Origin of the sequence: Pseudomonas sp. 18-147, assembly GCF_051048045.1 — a bacterium.
Classification (GTDB): domain Bacteria; phylum Pseudomonadota; class Gammaproteobacteria; order Pseudomonadales; family Pseudomonadaceae; genus Pseudomonas; species Pseudomonas aeruginosa.
In genome coordinates, this window is sequence record NZ_CP182296.1 from 431,256 (window position 1) to 447,393 (window position 16,138).

At 67.1% G+C, this 16,138-nt stretch carries 16 protein-coding genes; 8 read left to right on the plus strand and 8 right to left on the minus strand.

What is annotated here, in order from left to right; all coding sequences use genetic code 11:
* Window positions 1-57: 57 nt before the first annotated feature.
* The 3 genes from ACM0M4_RS01955 to ACM0M4_RS01965 all read left to right on the plus strand — a co-directional run bounded on the left by ACM0M4_RS01955 (window position 58) and on the right by ACM0M4_RS01965 (window position 2,778).
* Window positions 58-1,152: a hypothetical protein gene (locus tag ACM0M4_RS01955; RefSeq protein WP_031693604.1), complete on the plus strand. Its 1,095-nt coding sequence runs from the start codon at window positions 58-60 to the stop codon at window positions 1,150-1,152.
* On the plus strand, window positions 1,149-2,189 hold the full coding sequence (locus ACM0M4_RS01960; RefSeq protein WP_031757012.1) for a hypothetical protein: 1,041 nt from the start codon (window positions 1,149-1,151) through the stop codon (window positions 2,187-2,189). The genes ACM0M4_RS01955 and ACM0M4_RS01960 overlap by 4 nt, the downstream gene beginning before the upstream one ends.
* Window positions 2,190-2,271: 82 nt before the next feature.
* Window positions 2,272-2,778 (plus strand): dihydrofolate reductase, encoded by a 507-nt coding sequence (locus ACM0M4_RS01965; RefSeq protein ID WP_003084430.1) that lies wholly within the window; start codon window positions 2,272-2,274, stop codon window positions 2,776-2,778.
* 15 nt (window positions 2,779-2,793) lie between these two features.
* On the opposite strand, the gene ACM0M4_RS01970 is transcribed toward ACM0M4_RS01965, so the two are convergent.
* The 5 genes from ACM0M4_RS01970 to pfpI form a co-directional block, all read right to left on the minus strand.
* On the minus strand, window positions 2,794-3,267 hold the full coding sequence (locus ACM0M4_RS01970; protein WP_003102894.1) for a metallophosphoesterase family protein: 474 nt from the start codon (window positions 3,265-3,267) through the stop codon (window positions 2,794-2,796).
* A gap of 138 nt (window positions 3,268-3,405) precedes the next feature.
* Window positions 3,406-4,791, minus strand: a complete 1,386-nt coding sequence (locus ACM0M4_RS01975; protein ID WP_003102887.1) for a nucleobase:cation symporter-2 family protein — start codon at window positions 4,789-4,791, stop codon at window positions 3,406-3,408.
* 229 nt (window positions 4,792-5,020) lie between these two features.
* Window positions 5,021-6,859 carry a dihydroxy-acid dehydratase gene (gene ilvD / locus ACM0M4_RS01980; RefSeq protein WP_003084436.1) on the minus strand — a complete coding sequence of 613 codons (1,839 nt, stop codon included), beginning with the start codon at window positions 6,857-6,859 and terminating at the stop codon, window positions 5,021-5,023.
* Between the two features lie 328 nt (window positions 6,860-7,187).
* Window positions 7,188-8,384 (minus strand): class I SAM-dependent rRNA methyltransferase, encoded by a 1,197-nt coding sequence (locus tag ACM0M4_RS01985; RefSeq protein WP_003084438.1) that lies wholly within the window; start codon window positions 8,382-8,384, stop codon window positions 7,188-7,190.
* Between the two features lie 72 nt (window positions 8,385-8,456).
* Window positions 8,457-8,996 (minus strand): protease PfpI, encoded by a 540-nt coding sequence (gene pfpI, locus ACM0M4_RS01990; protein WP_003102879.1) that lies wholly within the window; start codon window positions 8,994-8,996, stop codon window positions 8,457-8,459.
* A 215-nt stretch (window positions 8,997-9,211) separates the two neighbouring features.
* Between pfpI and ACM0M4_RS01995 the strand changes: the two genes are divergently transcribed.
* From ACM0M4_RS01995 to ACM0M4_RS02015, 5 genes are all read left to right on the plus strand, one after another.
* On the plus strand, window positions 9,212-10,036 hold the full coding sequence (locus tag ACM0M4_RS01995; protein ID WP_003118789.1) for an HDOD domain-containing protein: 825 nt from the start codon (window positions 9,212-9,214) through the stop codon (window positions 10,034-10,036).
* Between the two features lie 58 nt (window positions 10,037-10,094).
* Window positions 10,095-10,907 (plus strand): bifunctional DNA-formamidopyrimidine glycosylase/DNA-(apurinic or apyrimidinic site) lyase, encoded by an 813-nt coding sequence (mutM, locus tag ACM0M4_RS02000; protein ID WP_003123869.1) that lies wholly within the window; start codon window positions 10,095-10,097, stop codon window positions 10,905-10,907.
* A gap of 81 nt (window positions 10,908-10,988) precedes the next feature.
* Window positions 10,989-11,567, plus strand: a complete 579-nt coding sequence (locus ACM0M4_RS02005; protein WP_003084450.1) for a lysophospholipid acyltransferase family protein — start codon at window positions 10,989-10,991, stop codon at window positions 11,565-11,567.
* Window positions 11,568-11,649: 82 nt separating this feature from the next.
* Window positions 11,650-11,994 carry a hypothetical protein gene (locus tag ACM0M4_RS02010; RefSeq protein ID WP_003084452.1) on the plus strand — a complete coding sequence of 115 codons (345 nt, stop codon included), beginning with the start codon at window positions 11,650-11,652 and terminating at the stop codon, window positions 11,992-11,994.
* A gap of 269 nt (window positions 11,995-12,263) precedes the next feature.
* Entirely contained in the window at window positions 12,264-13,250 is a 987-nt protein-coding gene (locus ACM0M4_RS02015; protein WP_003112969.1) for a tetratricopeptide repeat protein, read from the plus strand.
* Window positions 13,251-13,354: 104 nt separating this feature from the next.
* Here ACM0M4_RS02015 and ggt read toward each other — a convergent pair whose 3' ends face one another.
* From ggt to coaD, 3 genes are all read right to left on the minus strand, one after another.
* Window positions 13,355-15,088, minus strand: coding sequence for a gamma-glutamyltransferase (ggt, locus tag ACM0M4_RS02020; protein WP_003112970.1), 1,734 nt, complete (start codon window positions 15,086-15,088; stop codon window positions 13,355-13,357).
* A gap of 127 nt (window positions 15,089-15,215) precedes the next feature.
* Window positions 15,216-15,467, minus strand: coding sequence for a YfhL family 4Fe-4S dicluster ferredoxin (locus ACM0M4_RS02025; protein WP_003084462.1), 252 nt, complete (start codon window positions 15,465-15,467; stop codon window positions 15,216-15,218).
* A 120-nt stretch (window positions 15,468-15,587) separates the two neighbouring features.
* Complete coding sequence (gene coaD, locus ACM0M4_RS02030) at window positions 15,588-16,067, minus strand: pantetheine-phosphate adenylyltransferase (RefSeq protein ID WP_003084466.1); 480 nt, start codon at window positions 16,065-16,067, stop codon at window positions 15,588-15,590.
* Window positions 16,068-16,138 lie beyond the last annotated feature (71 nt).

Below are 16,138 nucleotides of genomic sequence, written 5' to 3' on the forward strand. Positions count from 1 at the left end.
GACGGCCGGGGCAGGGTATAGGGTGACGGCGCTCGCATAACAATAAGAGGATCGGTGATGGCTTCCGCGCAACCTGCCTCCGCGTTTCCCTGCCTGTCGTTGCAACTGGCCTGCCTGTTGCTGGGCGCCTGGCTGGCCTTCGATGCCCACGGCGGCGGCCAGGCCGTGGCGCCGCCGGCCCGTGTCGAAGCGCGTGTGCCGACGACCGCTACCGATGACTGGGGACGCCAGCCGGACAGCCTGATGAGCGCCGTGCCGCCGCGCACGCTGGAGGCGAGCGTCGGCGCCCGCGGCTCGGGATCGGCGAGTTCGCGACTGTGGATCGCCGATACCGACTTCCGCCTGCACGACGACATCGGTTTCTTCATCCAGCGCATGCTGATCCGCATGGAGCCGACTCGTCCCGGCGCGCCCTTGTCGCTCGACGATCCGACGGCGATGGTGGCGCGGATCCAGGCCGGCGAGATATTCGTCAGCGACGCCACCCTGGCGACCCTGCTCAACCAGGACCTCGCCGCGTCCCGCGCGGCCGTGCGCAACCTCAGTATGAACACCCGCAAGGACGGCCAGGAAGTGCGTGGCGAGTTGTTGCGCAAGGGGCGCTGGCGGCCGCTGCGGATGCTCACCGAGATCGAGCTGAGCGGTCCGCTGGAGGTGACCCTGGTACCCCGGCGGATCTTCGTCGACGGGGTCGAGGTCACTTCGTCGCTGGCGGCGGCCTCGATCGAGATGTCCGAGGTGCTGAAGCTGAAGACCCGGCACATGGAACTGGTCGGCAACCGCATCCGCGTCGACCTCGACGGTTTGTTCCCGCCGCCGCGCCTGGACTTCCGCGTCAGTCGCCTGGCCCTGGCCGACGGCGGCATGCAACTCGCCCTCGGCGACTCCCTGGCCGACCTGCAATGGCCGGCATTACGGGCGCCGGACAGCTACATGTTCATCGAGGGCGGCGATATCAAGATGGCGCGCACCGTGCTGGTCAAGGCCTATGCCCTGTTCACCAGCCTCAGCCCGGGGCAGCCGCTGCTGTTCAATCTCTACGACTACCGGCGGCAACTGCAGAACGGCGTGATCCGCCTGCGCGAGGACGGCATGGTGCAGATCGCCGTGTCGCCGGTGAAGGCGCCGGCGCCGCTGGAGGCACGGCTGTGAGCCGGCGTCCGTGGGGCGTACTGCTTGGCTGTTGCCTGTTGGCGGCCAGCGCGGCCCAGGCCGAAAGCGCCATCGACCGGCAGCAGCGCGAACTGGCCCTGCTGCGCGAGGGCTGGTACCGGCAGGTCCCCCCGGCGCCGGTGCCGCTGCCCATGCGTACGGCCGGGCCGGCGGATTCCGGCCAGGATGGTGTCGGCATACTGCTGCGCAACGTGGACATGTACCTGCGCGGCAACATCGGTTTCCACGTGCCCGAGCTGAAGGGCTGGCTGGTGCCGAACCGGGCCGGCCAGCCGGTGGACTTCGACCGTCCGCAGGACATGCATTTCCAGGTGATGGAGGGTGAGGTGCTGCTCAGCCCGCGGCAACTGGCCAACCTGTTCAACGAGCACATCCTCGCCTACGACGGGACCATGTTGAAGGACTTCCGCATGAGCAGTGCGGCGGGACGCCTGGAGGTGGAGGGGCGGGTGCGTCCGCTCGGCGTAGGGCCCTGGCTGCCGCTGCGGCTGGGCGGCGGCGTGGAGGTGGACGCGGCCAGCGGCGCGCTGGTCTATCGGCCCGACCAGTTGAGGGTGGTCGGTCTGCCGCTGTACGGGGCGATGAGCCTGGTCGGCCTGCCGATGTCGGCGCTGGTCAGCCTCGATCGGCCGGGGGCGAGCCTGGTGGGCAGCGCCATGCGCCTGGACTACCGCAAGGTCTTCCCGCTGCTGGGCATCGACGGCCACGTACAGGAGGCCTGGCTCGACGACCAGGGGCTGCACCTGCGTTTCTCCCAGGCGCCCGGCCAGCCGTCGCCGGTGTTCAGCCCGCCGGCCGCGGCGGGCCCATCCTTCCTCTGGCTACAGTCCGGCGACCTGAAGATCTTCGAAATCCTCATCACCTACGCCCAGGTGCTGCTGAAGACCGAGACCCCGGACCAGGTGCTGACCTTCAACCTGCAGGACTACCGCAAGGTGCTGGCGACCGGCACCACCCAGGTCAACGAGGATGGCACCTTCTTCATGCAGGTGCCGCCGTATGCCAATCCCTTGTAGGCCGGCCCGCACAGTTGGCCTGGAGTCCGCCGGCGCGAGTGTTTATCCTCGCGCCTTTGTCCTTCCACGATGAGGTAACCCCATGGCACGACCGCTGGCGATGATCGCCGCCCTTGGCGAGAACCGCGCGATCGGCATCGACAACCGCCTGCCCTGGCGCCTGCCGGCCGACCTCAAGCATTTCAAGGCGATGACCCTCGGCAAGCCGGTGATCATGGGGCGCAAGACCTGGGACTCGCTGGGTCGGCCGCTGCCGGGCCGGCTAAACCTGGTGGTCAGCCGCCAGGCCGGCCTGGCACTGGAGGGTGCGGAAGTGTTCGCCAGCCTGGACGCCGCGCTGGCGCGCGCCGAGGCGTGGGCGCAGGCGGAGGACGCCGACGAACTGATGCTGATCGGCGGCGCCCAGCTCTATGCCGAGGCCTTGCCGCGCGCCGCGCGTCTCTACCTGACCCGGGTTGGCCTGGCGCCGGAGGGCGACGCCTTTTTCCCCGAGATCGATGGTGCGGCCTGGCGCCTGGCGTCGAGCATCGAACACGCCGCGGCTGACGATGCGCCTGCCTACGCCTTCGAGGTATGGGAGCGCCGCTGACGGTTCCAGGCGGGGTCAGAGGGTGATCAGCTCCGCCTCGATCTTCTTCCCCGCCACTTCCAGCACGCCGATCCCGATCGGCAAGCTGAAGCGCCGCGGCCCGGCGCTGCCCGGGTTGAGGTAGAGCACGCCGTCGCGCTCTTCCTTCAGCGGCTTGTGCGAATGTCCGGCGACCACCACGTCGATGCCTTCGGCGGCCGGGTCGAGGTCGAGTCGCTTGAGGTCGTGCAGCACATAGAGGGTCAGCCGGCCGATCTTTAGCAGCAGGCGCTCGGGGATGTCCGCCGCCCAGTCCTGGGTGTCGTTGTTGCCGCGCACCACCGAGAGCGGCGCCAGGCGTTCCAGCTCGGCGAGGATTTCCGGCTTGCCGATGTCGCCGGCATGGATCAACTGGTCGCAGCCGCGCAACCGTTCCAGCGCCTCGGGCCGGAGCAGGCCATGGGTGTCGGCGATCAGGCCGATGCGCAACGGGCGGCGGGACTGGGGCATGGGCGCGGGTCCGGGTTGCGGGACGGAAGAGGGTGGCCGACGGGCATGGCCATGCCGTCGATCATACCCAACCATTGGCCGGGTACGAAAACCCTTCGGCGAAAACCGCGACGCCACCCGGAGGTGGCGCCGCGCCTATCAGTGTCCGGCCTTCTGGACCGGGCTTTCCGGCAGGAACCAGTTCAGCAGCAGGGCGCAGATGCCGCCGGTGGCGACCCCGGACTCCAGCACGTTGCGCAGCGCCGCGGGCATGTGCGCGAGGAACTCCGGCACCTGCGAAACGCCCAGGCCGAGGGCCAGGGATACGGCGATGATCAGCAGGGCACGGCGGTCCAGCTGGATGCCGGCGAGGATGTTGATGCCCGAAGCGGCCACCGCGCCGAACATCACCATCGCCGCGCCGCCCAGTACCGGTTCCGGCACCGCCTGGATGACCCCGGCGACGCTCGGGAACAGGCCGAGCAGGACCAGCATGGCGGCGATCCACAGGCCGACGTAGCGGCTGGCCACGCCGGTGAGCTGGATCACCCCGTTGTTCTGGGCGAACACTGAGCTGGGGAAGGTATTGAAGATACCGGCGAGGAACGAGTTGGCGCCGTTGACCAGCACGCCGCCCTTGATCCGCTGCATCCACAGCGGGCCTTCCACCGGTTGCTTCGACACCTTGCTGGTGGCGGTGACGTCGCCGATGGCTTCCAGGGAGGTGACCAGGTAGATCACCAGCATCGGGATGAACAGCGGCCAGGAGAAGTCCAGGCCGAAGTGCAGCGGGGTCGGTACCTGGAACAGCTCGGCCTGGTGCATGCCGGTGAAGTCCAGGCGACCGAGGTAGCCGGCCAGCGCGTAGCCGACGGCCAGGGCGATGACGATGGCGCAACTGCGCATCCATACCACCGGGATGCGGTTGAGCACCACGATGATGCCCAGCACCACGCCGGACAGCAGCAGGTTCTCGCCGTTGGCGAAGGTGCCGTTGGACATCGCCGAGAAGCCGCCGCCCATGCTGATCAGGCCGACCTTGATCAGGGTCAGGCCGATCATCAGCACGACGATGCCGGTCACCAGCGGGGTGATCAGCCGCTTGACGAACGGCAGTATGCGCGAGATGCCCATCTCGACGAAGGAGCCGGCGATGACCACGCCGAAGATCGCCGCCATCACGCTTTCCACCGGCGTGCCCTGCTTGACCATCAGCGCCCCGCCGGCGATCAGCGGGCCGACGAAGTTGAAGCTGGTGCCCTGGACGATCAACAGTCCGGCGCCGAACGGGCCGAAGCGCTTGCACTGGACGAAGGTGGCGATGCCGGAGATCACCAGCGACATCGACACGATCAGATTGGTGTCGCGCGGCGATACGCCCAGCGCCTGGCAGATCAGCAGGCCGGGGGTAACGATCGGCACGATGATCGCCAGCAGGTGCTGGAGGGCGGCGAGCAGGGCGATGGGAGCGCTGGGACGGTCGTCCAGGCCATAGACCAGGTCGTTGCGGGCGCTGGCGTCCGACGGGCTTTGCAGGGAACTCATGGTGGCGGTCCGGGGAAAAAGAGCGCGATTTTACTGGGCGAACACGGTCTCGCCCAGGCCTGGCTGCGCCGCATGTCGGCGGATAACGCCGGTGGCGTATGCGCCCTGCGGTTGGAGCGTGGGTGAGCGGTAGGGCGAATGACCGCTTGCGATTATCCGCCATTCGGCGCGCGTACGCGTGAATGAAAAAGCCCGGCGCGGGACCGGGCTTTTTTCGTCGCTGGACGATTCAGCCGTCCAGCAGCGCCTTGTTGCGTACCGCGCCCTTGTCGGCGCTGGTGGCGAGCAGGGCGTAGGCCTTGAGCGCGGTGCTGACGCGGCGGGCACGCGGCGCGGCCGGCTTCCAGCCCTTCTTGTCCTGTTCGGCGCGGCGTGCGGCGAGTTCTTCGTCGCTGACCAGCAGGTTGATCGAGCGATTGGGAATGTCGATCAGCACCTTGTCGCCGTCCTGCACCAGGCCGATGGCGCCGCCGGCGGCGGCTTCCGGGGAGGCGTGGCCGATGGACAGGCCCGAGGTGCCGCCGGAGAAGCGTCCGTCGGTGAGCAGGGCGCACTGCTTGCCCAGGCCCTTGGACTTCAGGTAGCTGGTCGGATAGAGCATTTCCTGCATGCCCGGCCCGCCCTTCGGTCCTTCGTAGCGGATGATCACGATGTCGCCGGCCTTCACCTCGTCGCCGAGGATGCCTTTCACCGCGGCGTCCTGGCTTTCGAAGATCTTCGCGCTGCCTTCGAACACGTGGATCGACTCGTCGACCCCGGCGGTCTTCACCACGCAGCCGTCGAGAGCGATGTTGCCGTAGAGCACGGCCAGCCCGCCTTCCTTGGAATAGGCATGCTCGACGCTGCGGATGCAGCCCTCGGCGCGGTCGTCGTCCAGGCTCGGCCAGCGGGTGTTCTGGCTGAACGCGGTCTGGGTCGGGATGCCCGCCGGACCGGCCTTGAAGAAGGTGTGCACGGCTTCGTCGCGGGTCTGGGTGATGTCCCACTGGGCGATGGCGTCGGCCATGCTCGGGCTGTGCACGGTGGGGACGTCGGTGTGCAGCAGGCCACCGCGGGCCAGTTCGCCGAGGATGGAGAAGATGCCGCCGGCGCGATGCACGTCTTCCATGTGGTACTTCTGGATGTTCGGCGCCACCTTGCACAGTTGCGGCACCTTGCGCGACAGGCGGTCGATGTCGCGCAGGTCGAACGGCACCTCGGCCTCCTGGGCGGCGGCCAGCAGGTGCAGGATGGTATTGGTCGAGCCGCCCATGGCGATGTCCAGGGTCATGGCGTTCTCGAAGGCCTTGAAGTTGGCGATGTTGCGCGGCAGCACGCTGTCGTCGCCTTCGCCGTAATAGCGCTGGCAGAGTTCCACGGCCAGGCGCCCGGCGCGTAGGAACAGTTGCTCGCGGTCGGCGTGGGTGGCCAGGGTCGAGCCGTTGCCCGGCAGCGACAGGCCGAGCGCCTCGGTCAGGCAGTTCATCGAGTTGGCGGTGAACATGCCGGAGCAGGAGCCGCAGGTCGGGCAGGCGCTGCGCTCGTACTCGGCGACCTTCTCGTCGGAGCAGGAGTCGTCGGCGGCCACCACCATGGCATCGACCAGGTCCAGGCCGTGGCTGGCCAGCTTGGTCTTGCCGGCTTCCATCGGCCCGCCGGAGACGAACACTACCGGGATGTTCAGGCGCAGCGCGGCCATCAGCATGCCGGGGGTGATCTTGTCGCAGTTGGAGATGCAGACGATGGCGTCGGCGCAGTGGGCGTTGACCATGTATTCCACGGAGTCGGCGATGATCTCCCGGCTCGGCAGCGAATAGAGCATGCCGTCGTGGCCCATGGCGATGCCGTCGTCGACGGCGATGGTGTTGAATTCCTTGGCCACGCCGCCGGCCTTCTCGATCTCGCGGGCGACCAGTTGGCCGAGGTCCTTCAGGTGCACGTGGCCGGGCACGAACTGGGTGAAGGAGTTGGCGATGGCGATGATCGGCTTCTTGAAGTCTTCGTCCTTCATCCCGGTGGCGCGCCAGAGGGCGCGGGCGCCGGCCATGTTGCGGCCGTGGGTGGAGGTTTTCGAGCGGTAATCGGGCATGACGATTTCCTGCGGCTAATCAGGTTCGGGTTATGACTGTATCGTGAGCGTCGAAGGAACCGGATGCAAACGGGGAATAGCCGAGTGTACGGAGTTGGCCGGGGTCTGAATGGGGTCACCATTGGCGACGGCCTGGGCTCACTGCCCGCCGGGGGATGATTGGCGAGGAATGCCCGGATTCTAAGCCCAGAGCGGGCGAATGGGGAAGGCTGGCGGTCGGCGGAGCGGCGCGTCGCGACCAGGGTTGGCCTCTTGCGCCGCCCGTCGCGCCGCGAGAGGCGGTGGCCGTAGGGCGGATGAACGCAGGCGCTCATCCGCCGGGACGGGCTCAGCCGTTGGGCAGCAGCCGGCAGGTCAGGCTCTTGATGTAGCGGGTTTCCGCGATCGCCAGGTGCACCGGATGGTCGGGGCCCTGGCCGCCGCGCTCGAGCAGCTGGATGTTGCGGTCGAGATGGCGGGCGCTGCCGATCAGGATGTTCTGCAGGTCGTCCTCGGGCAGGTGCATCGAGCAGGAGGCGCTGACCAGGATGCCGTCCTTGCTCAGCAGGCGCATGGCCTGTTCGTTGAGACGGCGGTAGGCGGCCTCGCCGTTCTTCAGGTCCTTCTTGCGCTTGATGAAGGCCGGCGGGTCGGCGATCACTACGTCGAAGCGTTCGTCGGCGGCCTTCAGCTCGCGCAGGGCCTCGAACACGTCGCCCTCGACGCAGGCGACCTTCTCCGCCACGCCGTTCAGCGCCGCGTTGCGCTCGACGCCGTCGAGGGCGAAGGCGGACGCGTCCACGCACATCACTTCGCTGGCGCCGAAGGCGGCGGCCTGGATGCCCCAGCCACCGATATAGCTGAACAGGTCGAGGACCCGCTTGCCCTGCACGTAGGGCGCCAGGCGCGCGCGGTTCATGCGGTGGTCGTAGAACCAGCCGGTCTTCTGCCCGGCCAGCACCGGCGCCTCGAACTTCACGCCGTTCTCTTCCAGGGCGACCCACTCCGGCACTTCGCCGTAGGCATTGGCCACGTAGCGCTCCAGGCCCTCGGCGTCGCGCGCGCTGGAGTCGTTCTTCCAGAGCACGGCGGCGGGCTTGAGCACCTGCAGCAGGGCGGCGAGCACCTCGTCCTTGCGCAGTTCCATGGCTGCGGACGCCAGTTGCACCACCAGCACGTCGCCAAAGCGATCGACCACCAGGCCGGGCAGCAGGTCGGAATCGCCGTAGACCAGCCGGTAGAACGGCTTGTCGAAAAGCCGCTCGCGCAGGCTGAGGGCGATGTTGATGCGATGAACCAGCAGCGATTTGTCGAGAACGTGCTTGGTATCACGGGAAATGAGGCGGCCGCAGATGAGATTGTTCGGGCTCAGCGCGACGATGCCCAGCGGCTTGCCGTTGGCCATTTCCAGCACCGCCTGGTCGCCGGCGGCGAAGGCATTCAGCGGCGTCGCGGCGACATCCACCTCGTTGCTGTAGACCCACAGGTGGCCGGCGCGCAGGCGGCGCTCGGCGTTGGCTTTGAGACGCAAGCTGGGCAGGGTCATGGGAAAGGCTCCGGCAAAAGAGCGCGATTATAGCGCAGCGACGGGATTCACCGCTGCGCGAACGCGGGCCGTTCAGCCGGCGAGGATTTCGATGAATCGACGGTTGAAGGCCGGGATGTCTTCGGGTTTGCGGCTGCTCACCAGCTTGCCGTCCACCGCTACCTCCTGGTCCACCCAGTGGCCGCCGGCGTTGTTGATGTCGTCCTTGAGCGACGGCCAACTGGTCAGGGTACGACCCTGCACCAGTCCGGCGGAGATCAGCAGCCAGGCGCCGTGGCAGATCACCGCCACCGGCTTGCTCGCCTGTTCGGCGCGGATCGCCAGTTCCTGGGCCTTGGCCAGGCTGCGGATCTGGTCGGAATTGATCACCCCGCCGGGCAGCAGCAGGGCGTCGTAGTCGTCCAGGCTGGCGTCTTCGAAGGTGCCGTCGACGCGGAAGGCCTCGGCTGGCTGGTGATGGTTCCAGCCGCGCACCTCGCCGGCCTTGTCGGAAAGAATCCTTACCGTGGCGCCGGCGTCTTCCAGGGCTTTTTTCGGACCGGTCAGTTCGACCTGTTCGAAACCGTCGGTCACCAGGGCGGCGACGACCTTGCCGTGCAGGGATTGGGTCATGGCATGTCTCCCGATATCAGAAGGGGTATTCATTCCGACCCTGGCGGCTGCGGGAAAAGTTCCATGTCCGTTGCCTGGCGCCGCTTTTCCGGTAGAAGCCCGCCCCATGGCGGGGTTCTCCGGGTAAACTGCGCGCACCGTCAACTTTCGCCTCCGTCCTCATGGTCCAAGAACTCACCGCCGAGCAGATCCGCCAGGTCCTGCAAGGCATCAGCGTGCCGCCGCAACCCCAGATCATGGTCGACCTGCAGATGGAGCAGGTCATGCCCAATCCGGACCTGAAGAACATTGCCAGGCTGATCAGCCAGGACCCGGGCCTTTCCGGGGCTCTCCTGAAACTGGTGAACTCGCCGTTCTTCGGCCTGGCCAATCGCATCACTTCGATCCAGCGCGCGGTGAACCTGCTGGGCAGTCGTTCGGTGATCAACCTGATCAACGCCCAGTCGATCAAGGGTGAGATGAGCGACGACACCATCGTCACCCTCAACCGTTTCTGGGACACCGCCCAGGACGTGGCCATGAGCTGCCTGAGCCTGGCCAAGCGGATCGGCTACGAATCGGTGGACGAAGCCTACGCTCTCGGCCTGTTCCACAATTGCGGCATCCCGCTGATGCTCAAGCGCTTCCCGCACTACATGGCGGTGCTGGAAGAGGCCTACGCCGCCGCCAGCGACGAACGCCGGGTGGTGGACACCGAGAACCGCGTGCTGAACACCAACCATGCGGTGGTCGGCTACTACACCGCGCGCTCCTGGCGCCTGCCGGAGCACGTCTGCGAGGCGATCGCCAACCACCACAACGCGTTGTCGATCTTCGGCGACGAATCGGCACGCGATACCCAACTGAAGAACCTGCTGGCGATCCTGAAGATGGCCGAACACATCTGCGGTTCGCACCGGGTCCTCGGCAACCAGCCGGAAGACCACGAATGGAACAGCATCGGTGCGCTGGTGCTGGACTACGTCGGGCTCACCGACTACGACTTCGAGAACCTCAAGGGCTCGATCCTCGAGCTGGGCGTCGGCCAGGGCAGCTACTGACTGGCCGCGCCGCGGCGCTTCCTGCTAAGGTGCCGCGGTCAACCGGATTGCTGCCGCCATGCCCGAACTACCCGAAGTCGAAACTACCCGCCGGGGCATCGCCCCCTACCTCGAAGGCCAGCGCGTCGAGCGCGTGATCGTGCGCGAGCGGCGCCTGCGCTGGCCGATTCCCGAAGACCTGGACGTGCGCCTGTCCGGACAACGCATCGTCAGCGTCGAGCGCCGCGCCAAGTACCTGCTGCTGGGCGCCGAGTCCGGTACGCTGATCAGCCACCTGGGCATGTCCGGCAGCCTGAGGCTGGTGGAGAGCGGCACCCCGGCCAGTCGCCACGAGCACGTCGACATCGAGCTGGCCTCGGGCATGGCCCTGCGCTACACCGATCCGCGGCGCTTCGGCGCCATGCTCTGGAGCCTGGCGCCACTGGAACACGAGTTGCTGCGCAACCTCGGCCCGGAACCGCTGACCGACGCTTTCGCCGGCCAGCGTCTGTTCGAGCTGTCGCGCGGGCGGAGCATGGCGGTCAAGCCGTTCATCATGGACAACGCGGTGGTGGTCGGGGTCGGCAACATCTACGCCAGCGAAGCGCTGTTCGCCGCCGGCATCGATCCGCGCAAGCCCGCCGGGAGCATCTCCAAGGCGCGCTACCTGCGCCTGGCGGAGGAGATCAAGCGAATCCTGGCGATCGCCATCGAGCGCGGCGGCACCACCCTGCGCGATTTCGTCGGCGGCGACGGCCAGCCCGGTTACTTCCAGCAGGAATTGTTCGTCTATGGCCGTGGCGGGGAGTTCTGCAAGGTCTGCGGCAGCACCCTGCGCGAGATCCGCCTAGGCCAGCGCGCCAGCGTGTACTGCCCGCGCTGCCAACGCTGAAGCGCCGCGCCGCGCCGCGCATACTCTACCGCCACAAGAAGGGCCGCCACGGTGAGCGGCCTGCCATAAGAAAGGTGCACGATGTCCGGCAATTACCTGCCTCGCAACACCCTGGTCGAGTCGCTCGGCCATGCCATGCTGAAACTCTCCGGCTGGAAGATCGAGGGCCAATTGCCCGCGCTCGACAAGTTCGTGGTGATTGGCGCCCACCACACCTCGAACTGGGACTTCGTGGCCTTCCTTGCCGCCAAGTTCGTCCTGCGCCTGAACGCCCGCTGGTTCGGCAAGCACACCCTGTTCAACGGCCCGCTGGGCGGCCTGATGCGGCGCTGGGGTGGCATCCCGATCCAGCGCCACCTGAAGTTGAATACCGTGGACCAGGCGATCCAGGCCTTCCGCGAGCACCGTGAGTTCATGCTGATCATCGCTCCGGAAGGCACACGCAAGAAGGTCGACCGCTGGCGCATGGGCTTCTACCACATCGCCCGTGGCGCCGGCGTACCGGTGGTGCCGGCGGCGCTGGACTACGAAAACCGGCGGATCGTCATCGGCGAACCCTTCTGGCCGACCGGCAACGAGGACGCCGACCTGTGCAGCCTGATCGGCTTCTACCGGCCGTTCATCCCGAAAAAGCCGCACTACGCATTCCTCGGCGATTGAAGGCGGTCACGCTGGCACTACCCGCAGCGCTGTTATAGTTAGGCGATATCTGCCCAACCAAAAACCAGAAAGGACCGCCTCCATGAACCTGTTTCGCACCACCGCGCTCGTGCTGGCGCTGACCACCGGGCTCTCGTCCATGCCCGCGCTGGCGGATGCCGTGCAGGAAAACGCCAGCGGCGACCCGATGTACACCGTCGAAGCGCCCCCCGCGTACGCCATGATCGGCGATCTGCTCATCGCCCGTCCCTTCCTGATCGCCGCCACGGCCGTCGGGGCGGTGGCCTTCGTGGTCAGCCTGCCGTTCACCGCGGCCAGCGGCAGCGTCGGCAAGGCCGGCCAGGCGCTGGTGGTCGATCCGGGCAAGGAAGCCTTCGTCCGTTGCCTGGGCTGCACCACCAGCGGCTATAACCACGACGAAAGCTGAGTTTCCAACGGAATGAAAAAAAGCCGGTCATCGACCGGCTTTTTGTTTTCTCGATGCATTGCAGGGGGCACGGAGATTGGGCTAAGTCTTTTCTTCCGCCACGGCAGGCGGCAGCTATAGCGCCGTATCGGCCGATGACAGATGTTCCGCACGGACCGTTCGCGGCACTTGATCGGACTCTCCGATGGTGACAGTGTCCTGCTGACCAGCAAGGTCACAAGGTCGACCAGGGGTGGCCGACCGACTCAACCAAGATAAGGATTTCGCGTATGTTCAGTCAGTGGGTGTTCCTGTCCGTCCTTGCTCTTGCCGTACCCTCGTTCGCCTGGGCGGAGGATGCGGTGTCCGACCTCGCCAGGGAGCAGTCCAAGGCCGAGCAGGGCGACAAGCGCGGCGATGAACTGTTCGCCGAATTCACCCGCCTCCGCCAGGCCGCCGAGACGGGGGAGCCGCAGGCTCTGTTCGATTTCGGCGCCTACTTCTACCAGCAACAGAACTACGCCAGCGCGCGCGAATGGTGGGGCAAGGCGGCCGCTGCGGGGATGGTCCGCGCGCAGATCCAACTGGCCATGCTCTATCGCGATGGTGACGGCGGGCCACAGGACAAGACCGAGGCGGCACGCTGGTTCCGGAAGGCCGCGGAGCAGGGGGATGCCGCCGCCCAGAATGAAATGGGCGTTCTCTACTGGAGAGGCGAAGGGGTCGACCAGGACCGGGTGAAGGCCGGGACCTGGTTCGAACGCGCGGCGGCCAGCGGTAGCGAAGACGCCGAAACCAATCTGGGATGGTTCTACCTGGACGACTCGCAAGGCGTCTATTCCGCCACTTCAGACGAGGAAGCCGCCCTGCTGGACCGTTATGCCGGCAGCCGGGAAAAGGCCTTCCAGTGGTTCTGCAAGGCTGCGACCCAGGGAGATGCCCGTGCCCAGTTCAAGGTGGGCGAGGCCTACTGGAACGGTTCCGGTGCCGGGATGAACAAGCTGCAAGCGCGGCTCTGGCTGGAAAAGGCCGCACAGCAGCAGGATGCGGATGCCATCGCCTGGTTGGAGAGCGCCGCGAACGCAGCCTGGTACACCCGCCTGGAAAACTGGATTCACGCTGCGCTGGATGGAGAGCTGTCCGGCGTCGCCGACTGCTCCGGTGCCGCCGATCGCCGGCACTCCGGCCGAGGCATGGAGGGCGCCCCGTCTGACCCGGAGGCGGTGGAAGCCAGTGCGGAGGATGCGCAGCAGGCGGTTGAAGCGGCGAGCCAGTGAGGCACGCCGCCTGGATTGCCAGCCGGACTCGTCGGCGAAATCCCTACGCGGCGCCTATCTGGGTGAGATCGTCGAACATTTTTTGAGCGCTGTCTCTCGTTTGTTCAGTGCGGCCGAGGCTGCGCTTGCGCCTCCAGGGACAGAGACGAGTAGCCGATCCCGCGCGGGTCGCTGGCGGCGTCGACGCGGCCGCTGCGCTTGTCCCAGTAGAGCACCTGCTGGTTGCCGTAGCTGCGCTCCAGGCGTTTGAGCTGATAGCCGCGCCGGCGCAGTTCGGCGGCCTCGGCATCGCTGAAGGCGCGCGGTTCGTACTCGACGACGTCCGGCTTGTACTGGTGGTGGTAGCGCGGCGCGGCGACCCATTGGCCGACCGGGCGGCCGTCGAAGTACTGCAGCATGGAGATCAGCACCATGCTCGGGATGCGGCTGCCGCCAGGGGTGCCGAAGGCGGCGAAGTCGGTCGGGCTTTCCAGGAAGCTCGGGCTCATGCTCGACAGCGGGCGCTTGCCGGCCGCCACCGCGTTCGCCTGGCTGCCGGCCAGGCCGTAGCTGTTGGCGCCCTGGGTGTCGGCGGCGAAATCGTCCATCTCGTTGTTCAGCACCACGCCGGTATCGGGAACGGTGAAGGCGGCGCCGAACGGCAGGTTCACCGAGAGGGTGGCGGCCACCGCGTTGCCCTGGGCATCGATCACCGCGAAGTGGGTGGTGTGGTCGCCTTCGCGCCAGGCCGGCGCCTCCGGCAGCGCCGAGCTGGGCGTGGCGCGGCGCGGGTCGATGCCGGCGGCAAGGCGCTTCAGGTAGTCCGGCGCCAGCAAACTGGGCAGCGGGTTGGCGACGAAGTCCGGGTCGCCGAGCAGGCCTCGATCGCGGTAGGCACGGCGCAGGACCTCCAGCACGTAATGGGCGCGCTGTACCGGCTCGGCCTTCTGCCACGGCAGCTGTTCCAGCATCTGCAGGCTCTGCGCCAGGGCGACGCCGCCGGCCGAGGGCGGCGGTGCGCTGATCAGTTCGCGGCCGTTGGCCAGCTTCACCTCCAGCGGGCGGCGTTCGATCACCCGGTAGTCGCGCAGGTCGGCCGCGCTCCAGATGCCGCCGCCGGCGCGGACCCCGGTGAGCAGCTTGTCCGCTGTCTCGCCTTCGTAGAAACCGATCCGCCCGTAGCGCCCGAGGCGTTCCAGGGTACGTGCCAACTGCGGTTGGCGGAGCAGGTTCCATTCGTCGGGGATTCCGCCCTTGTCGAGGAAGATCCGCGCGGTTTCCGGGTCCTTGCGCATCGCTTCCAGGCGCATGGCGGCGCGGTCACGGTAGATCCGGTCGACGGATACGCCATCCACCGCCAGGCGGATCGCCGGCACCAGATTGTCGGCCAGGGGCTTGCGTCCGTAGCGGCTGCTCAATTCGACCAGCGCCGCCGGCAGGCCGGGGATCGCCGCCGCCAGCGGGCCGTCGACGGACAGCCTGGGGTCGACCTTGCCATTGCGCCGGTACATGTCGGCGTAGGCGGCCTTCGGCGCGCGCTCGCGGGCGTCGAGGAAGCGATAGGTCGGCTGCGCACCGGCCTGGCGCAGAAGGAAGAATCCACCGCCGCCGAGTCCCGAGCCGTAAGGCTCGGCTACCGCCAGGGCAGCGGCGATGGCCGCCGCAGCGTCGAAGGCGTTGCCGCCATTGGCCAGGGTTTCCAGGCCGGCGACGGTCGCGGCCGGATGTGGCGTGGCGACGGCGGCCTGCTGCGGTGCGTGGGCGTCGCCGCGAAAGCTGTCGGCATGCGCCGCGAGGCTGAGCAGGGACAGGCCGCAGGCGGCGACCAGGGTACGGACGGGCAGGTTCAGGAAGGACATGGCGGCTCACTGTTCAGCGGCGTTCGCGGGACGGGGCCGCGAACGCCTCAGACTGGATTGCCAAGGATAGCCAAAAGCGCGTCGGACGGGGCGCGAACCGTCCCTGAAGGACAGGCGCCGGCGGGGATCAGGCCTTGCCGGTGATCTTCCGGTATTTCTCCATCAACTGGTCCTTGCTCTCGACATTGGCGTCGTCAAGGGGAATGCAGTCCACCGGACAGACCTGCTGGCACTGCGGCTCGTCGTAGTGGCCGACGCACTCGGTGCAGAGATTGGGATCGATCACATAGATTTCTTCGCCTTGCGAGATCGCGCCGTTCGGGCATTCGGGTTCGCAGACGTCGCAATTGATGCAATCGTCAGTGATTTTCAGGGACATCTAACAACTCCAACCGCGACGGACAGCCACGGCATCGGTAACGGGAATAGCGGAATTGTGCCGCATCGGCGCCCGCAGTGCACGCGGGACGCCGACGGGAGGCCGGCGGAGAGACGCGGATCAGCGCTTGAAACGTTCCGCCAGGGCGTCTGCCACGGCCGGATGCACGAACTTGCTGATATCCCCGCCGAGAGCGGCGATTTCCCGGACCAGCGTCGAGGAAATGAAGGAATACTTCTCCGACGGGGTGAGGAACATGCTTTCCACGTCGGGGGCGAGCTGGCGGTTCATGTTGGCCAGCTGGAACTCGTACTCGAAGTCGGAAACCGCGCGCAGGCCGCGGAGGAAGACATTCGCCTTCTGCTCCTTGACGAAGTGCGCCAGCAGGGTGGAGAAGCCCACCACCTCGACGTTCGGCAGGTGCTTGGTGACCTCCTGGGCCAGCGCAACCCGCTGTTCCAGGCTGAACAGGGGGTTCTTCTTGGGGCTGGCGGCGACCGCGATGATCACATGGTCGAAAAGCCGTGAAGCACGTTCGATCAGATCGCCGTGACCCTTGGTGATGGGATCGAAGGTGCCTGGGTACAGCACTCGGTTCATCGCTACGTCCTGGCAGGGTTTCGTAAGGGAATCGGATGGTAGCGCAGGGATGCCCGTGCGGCCAAGACGCA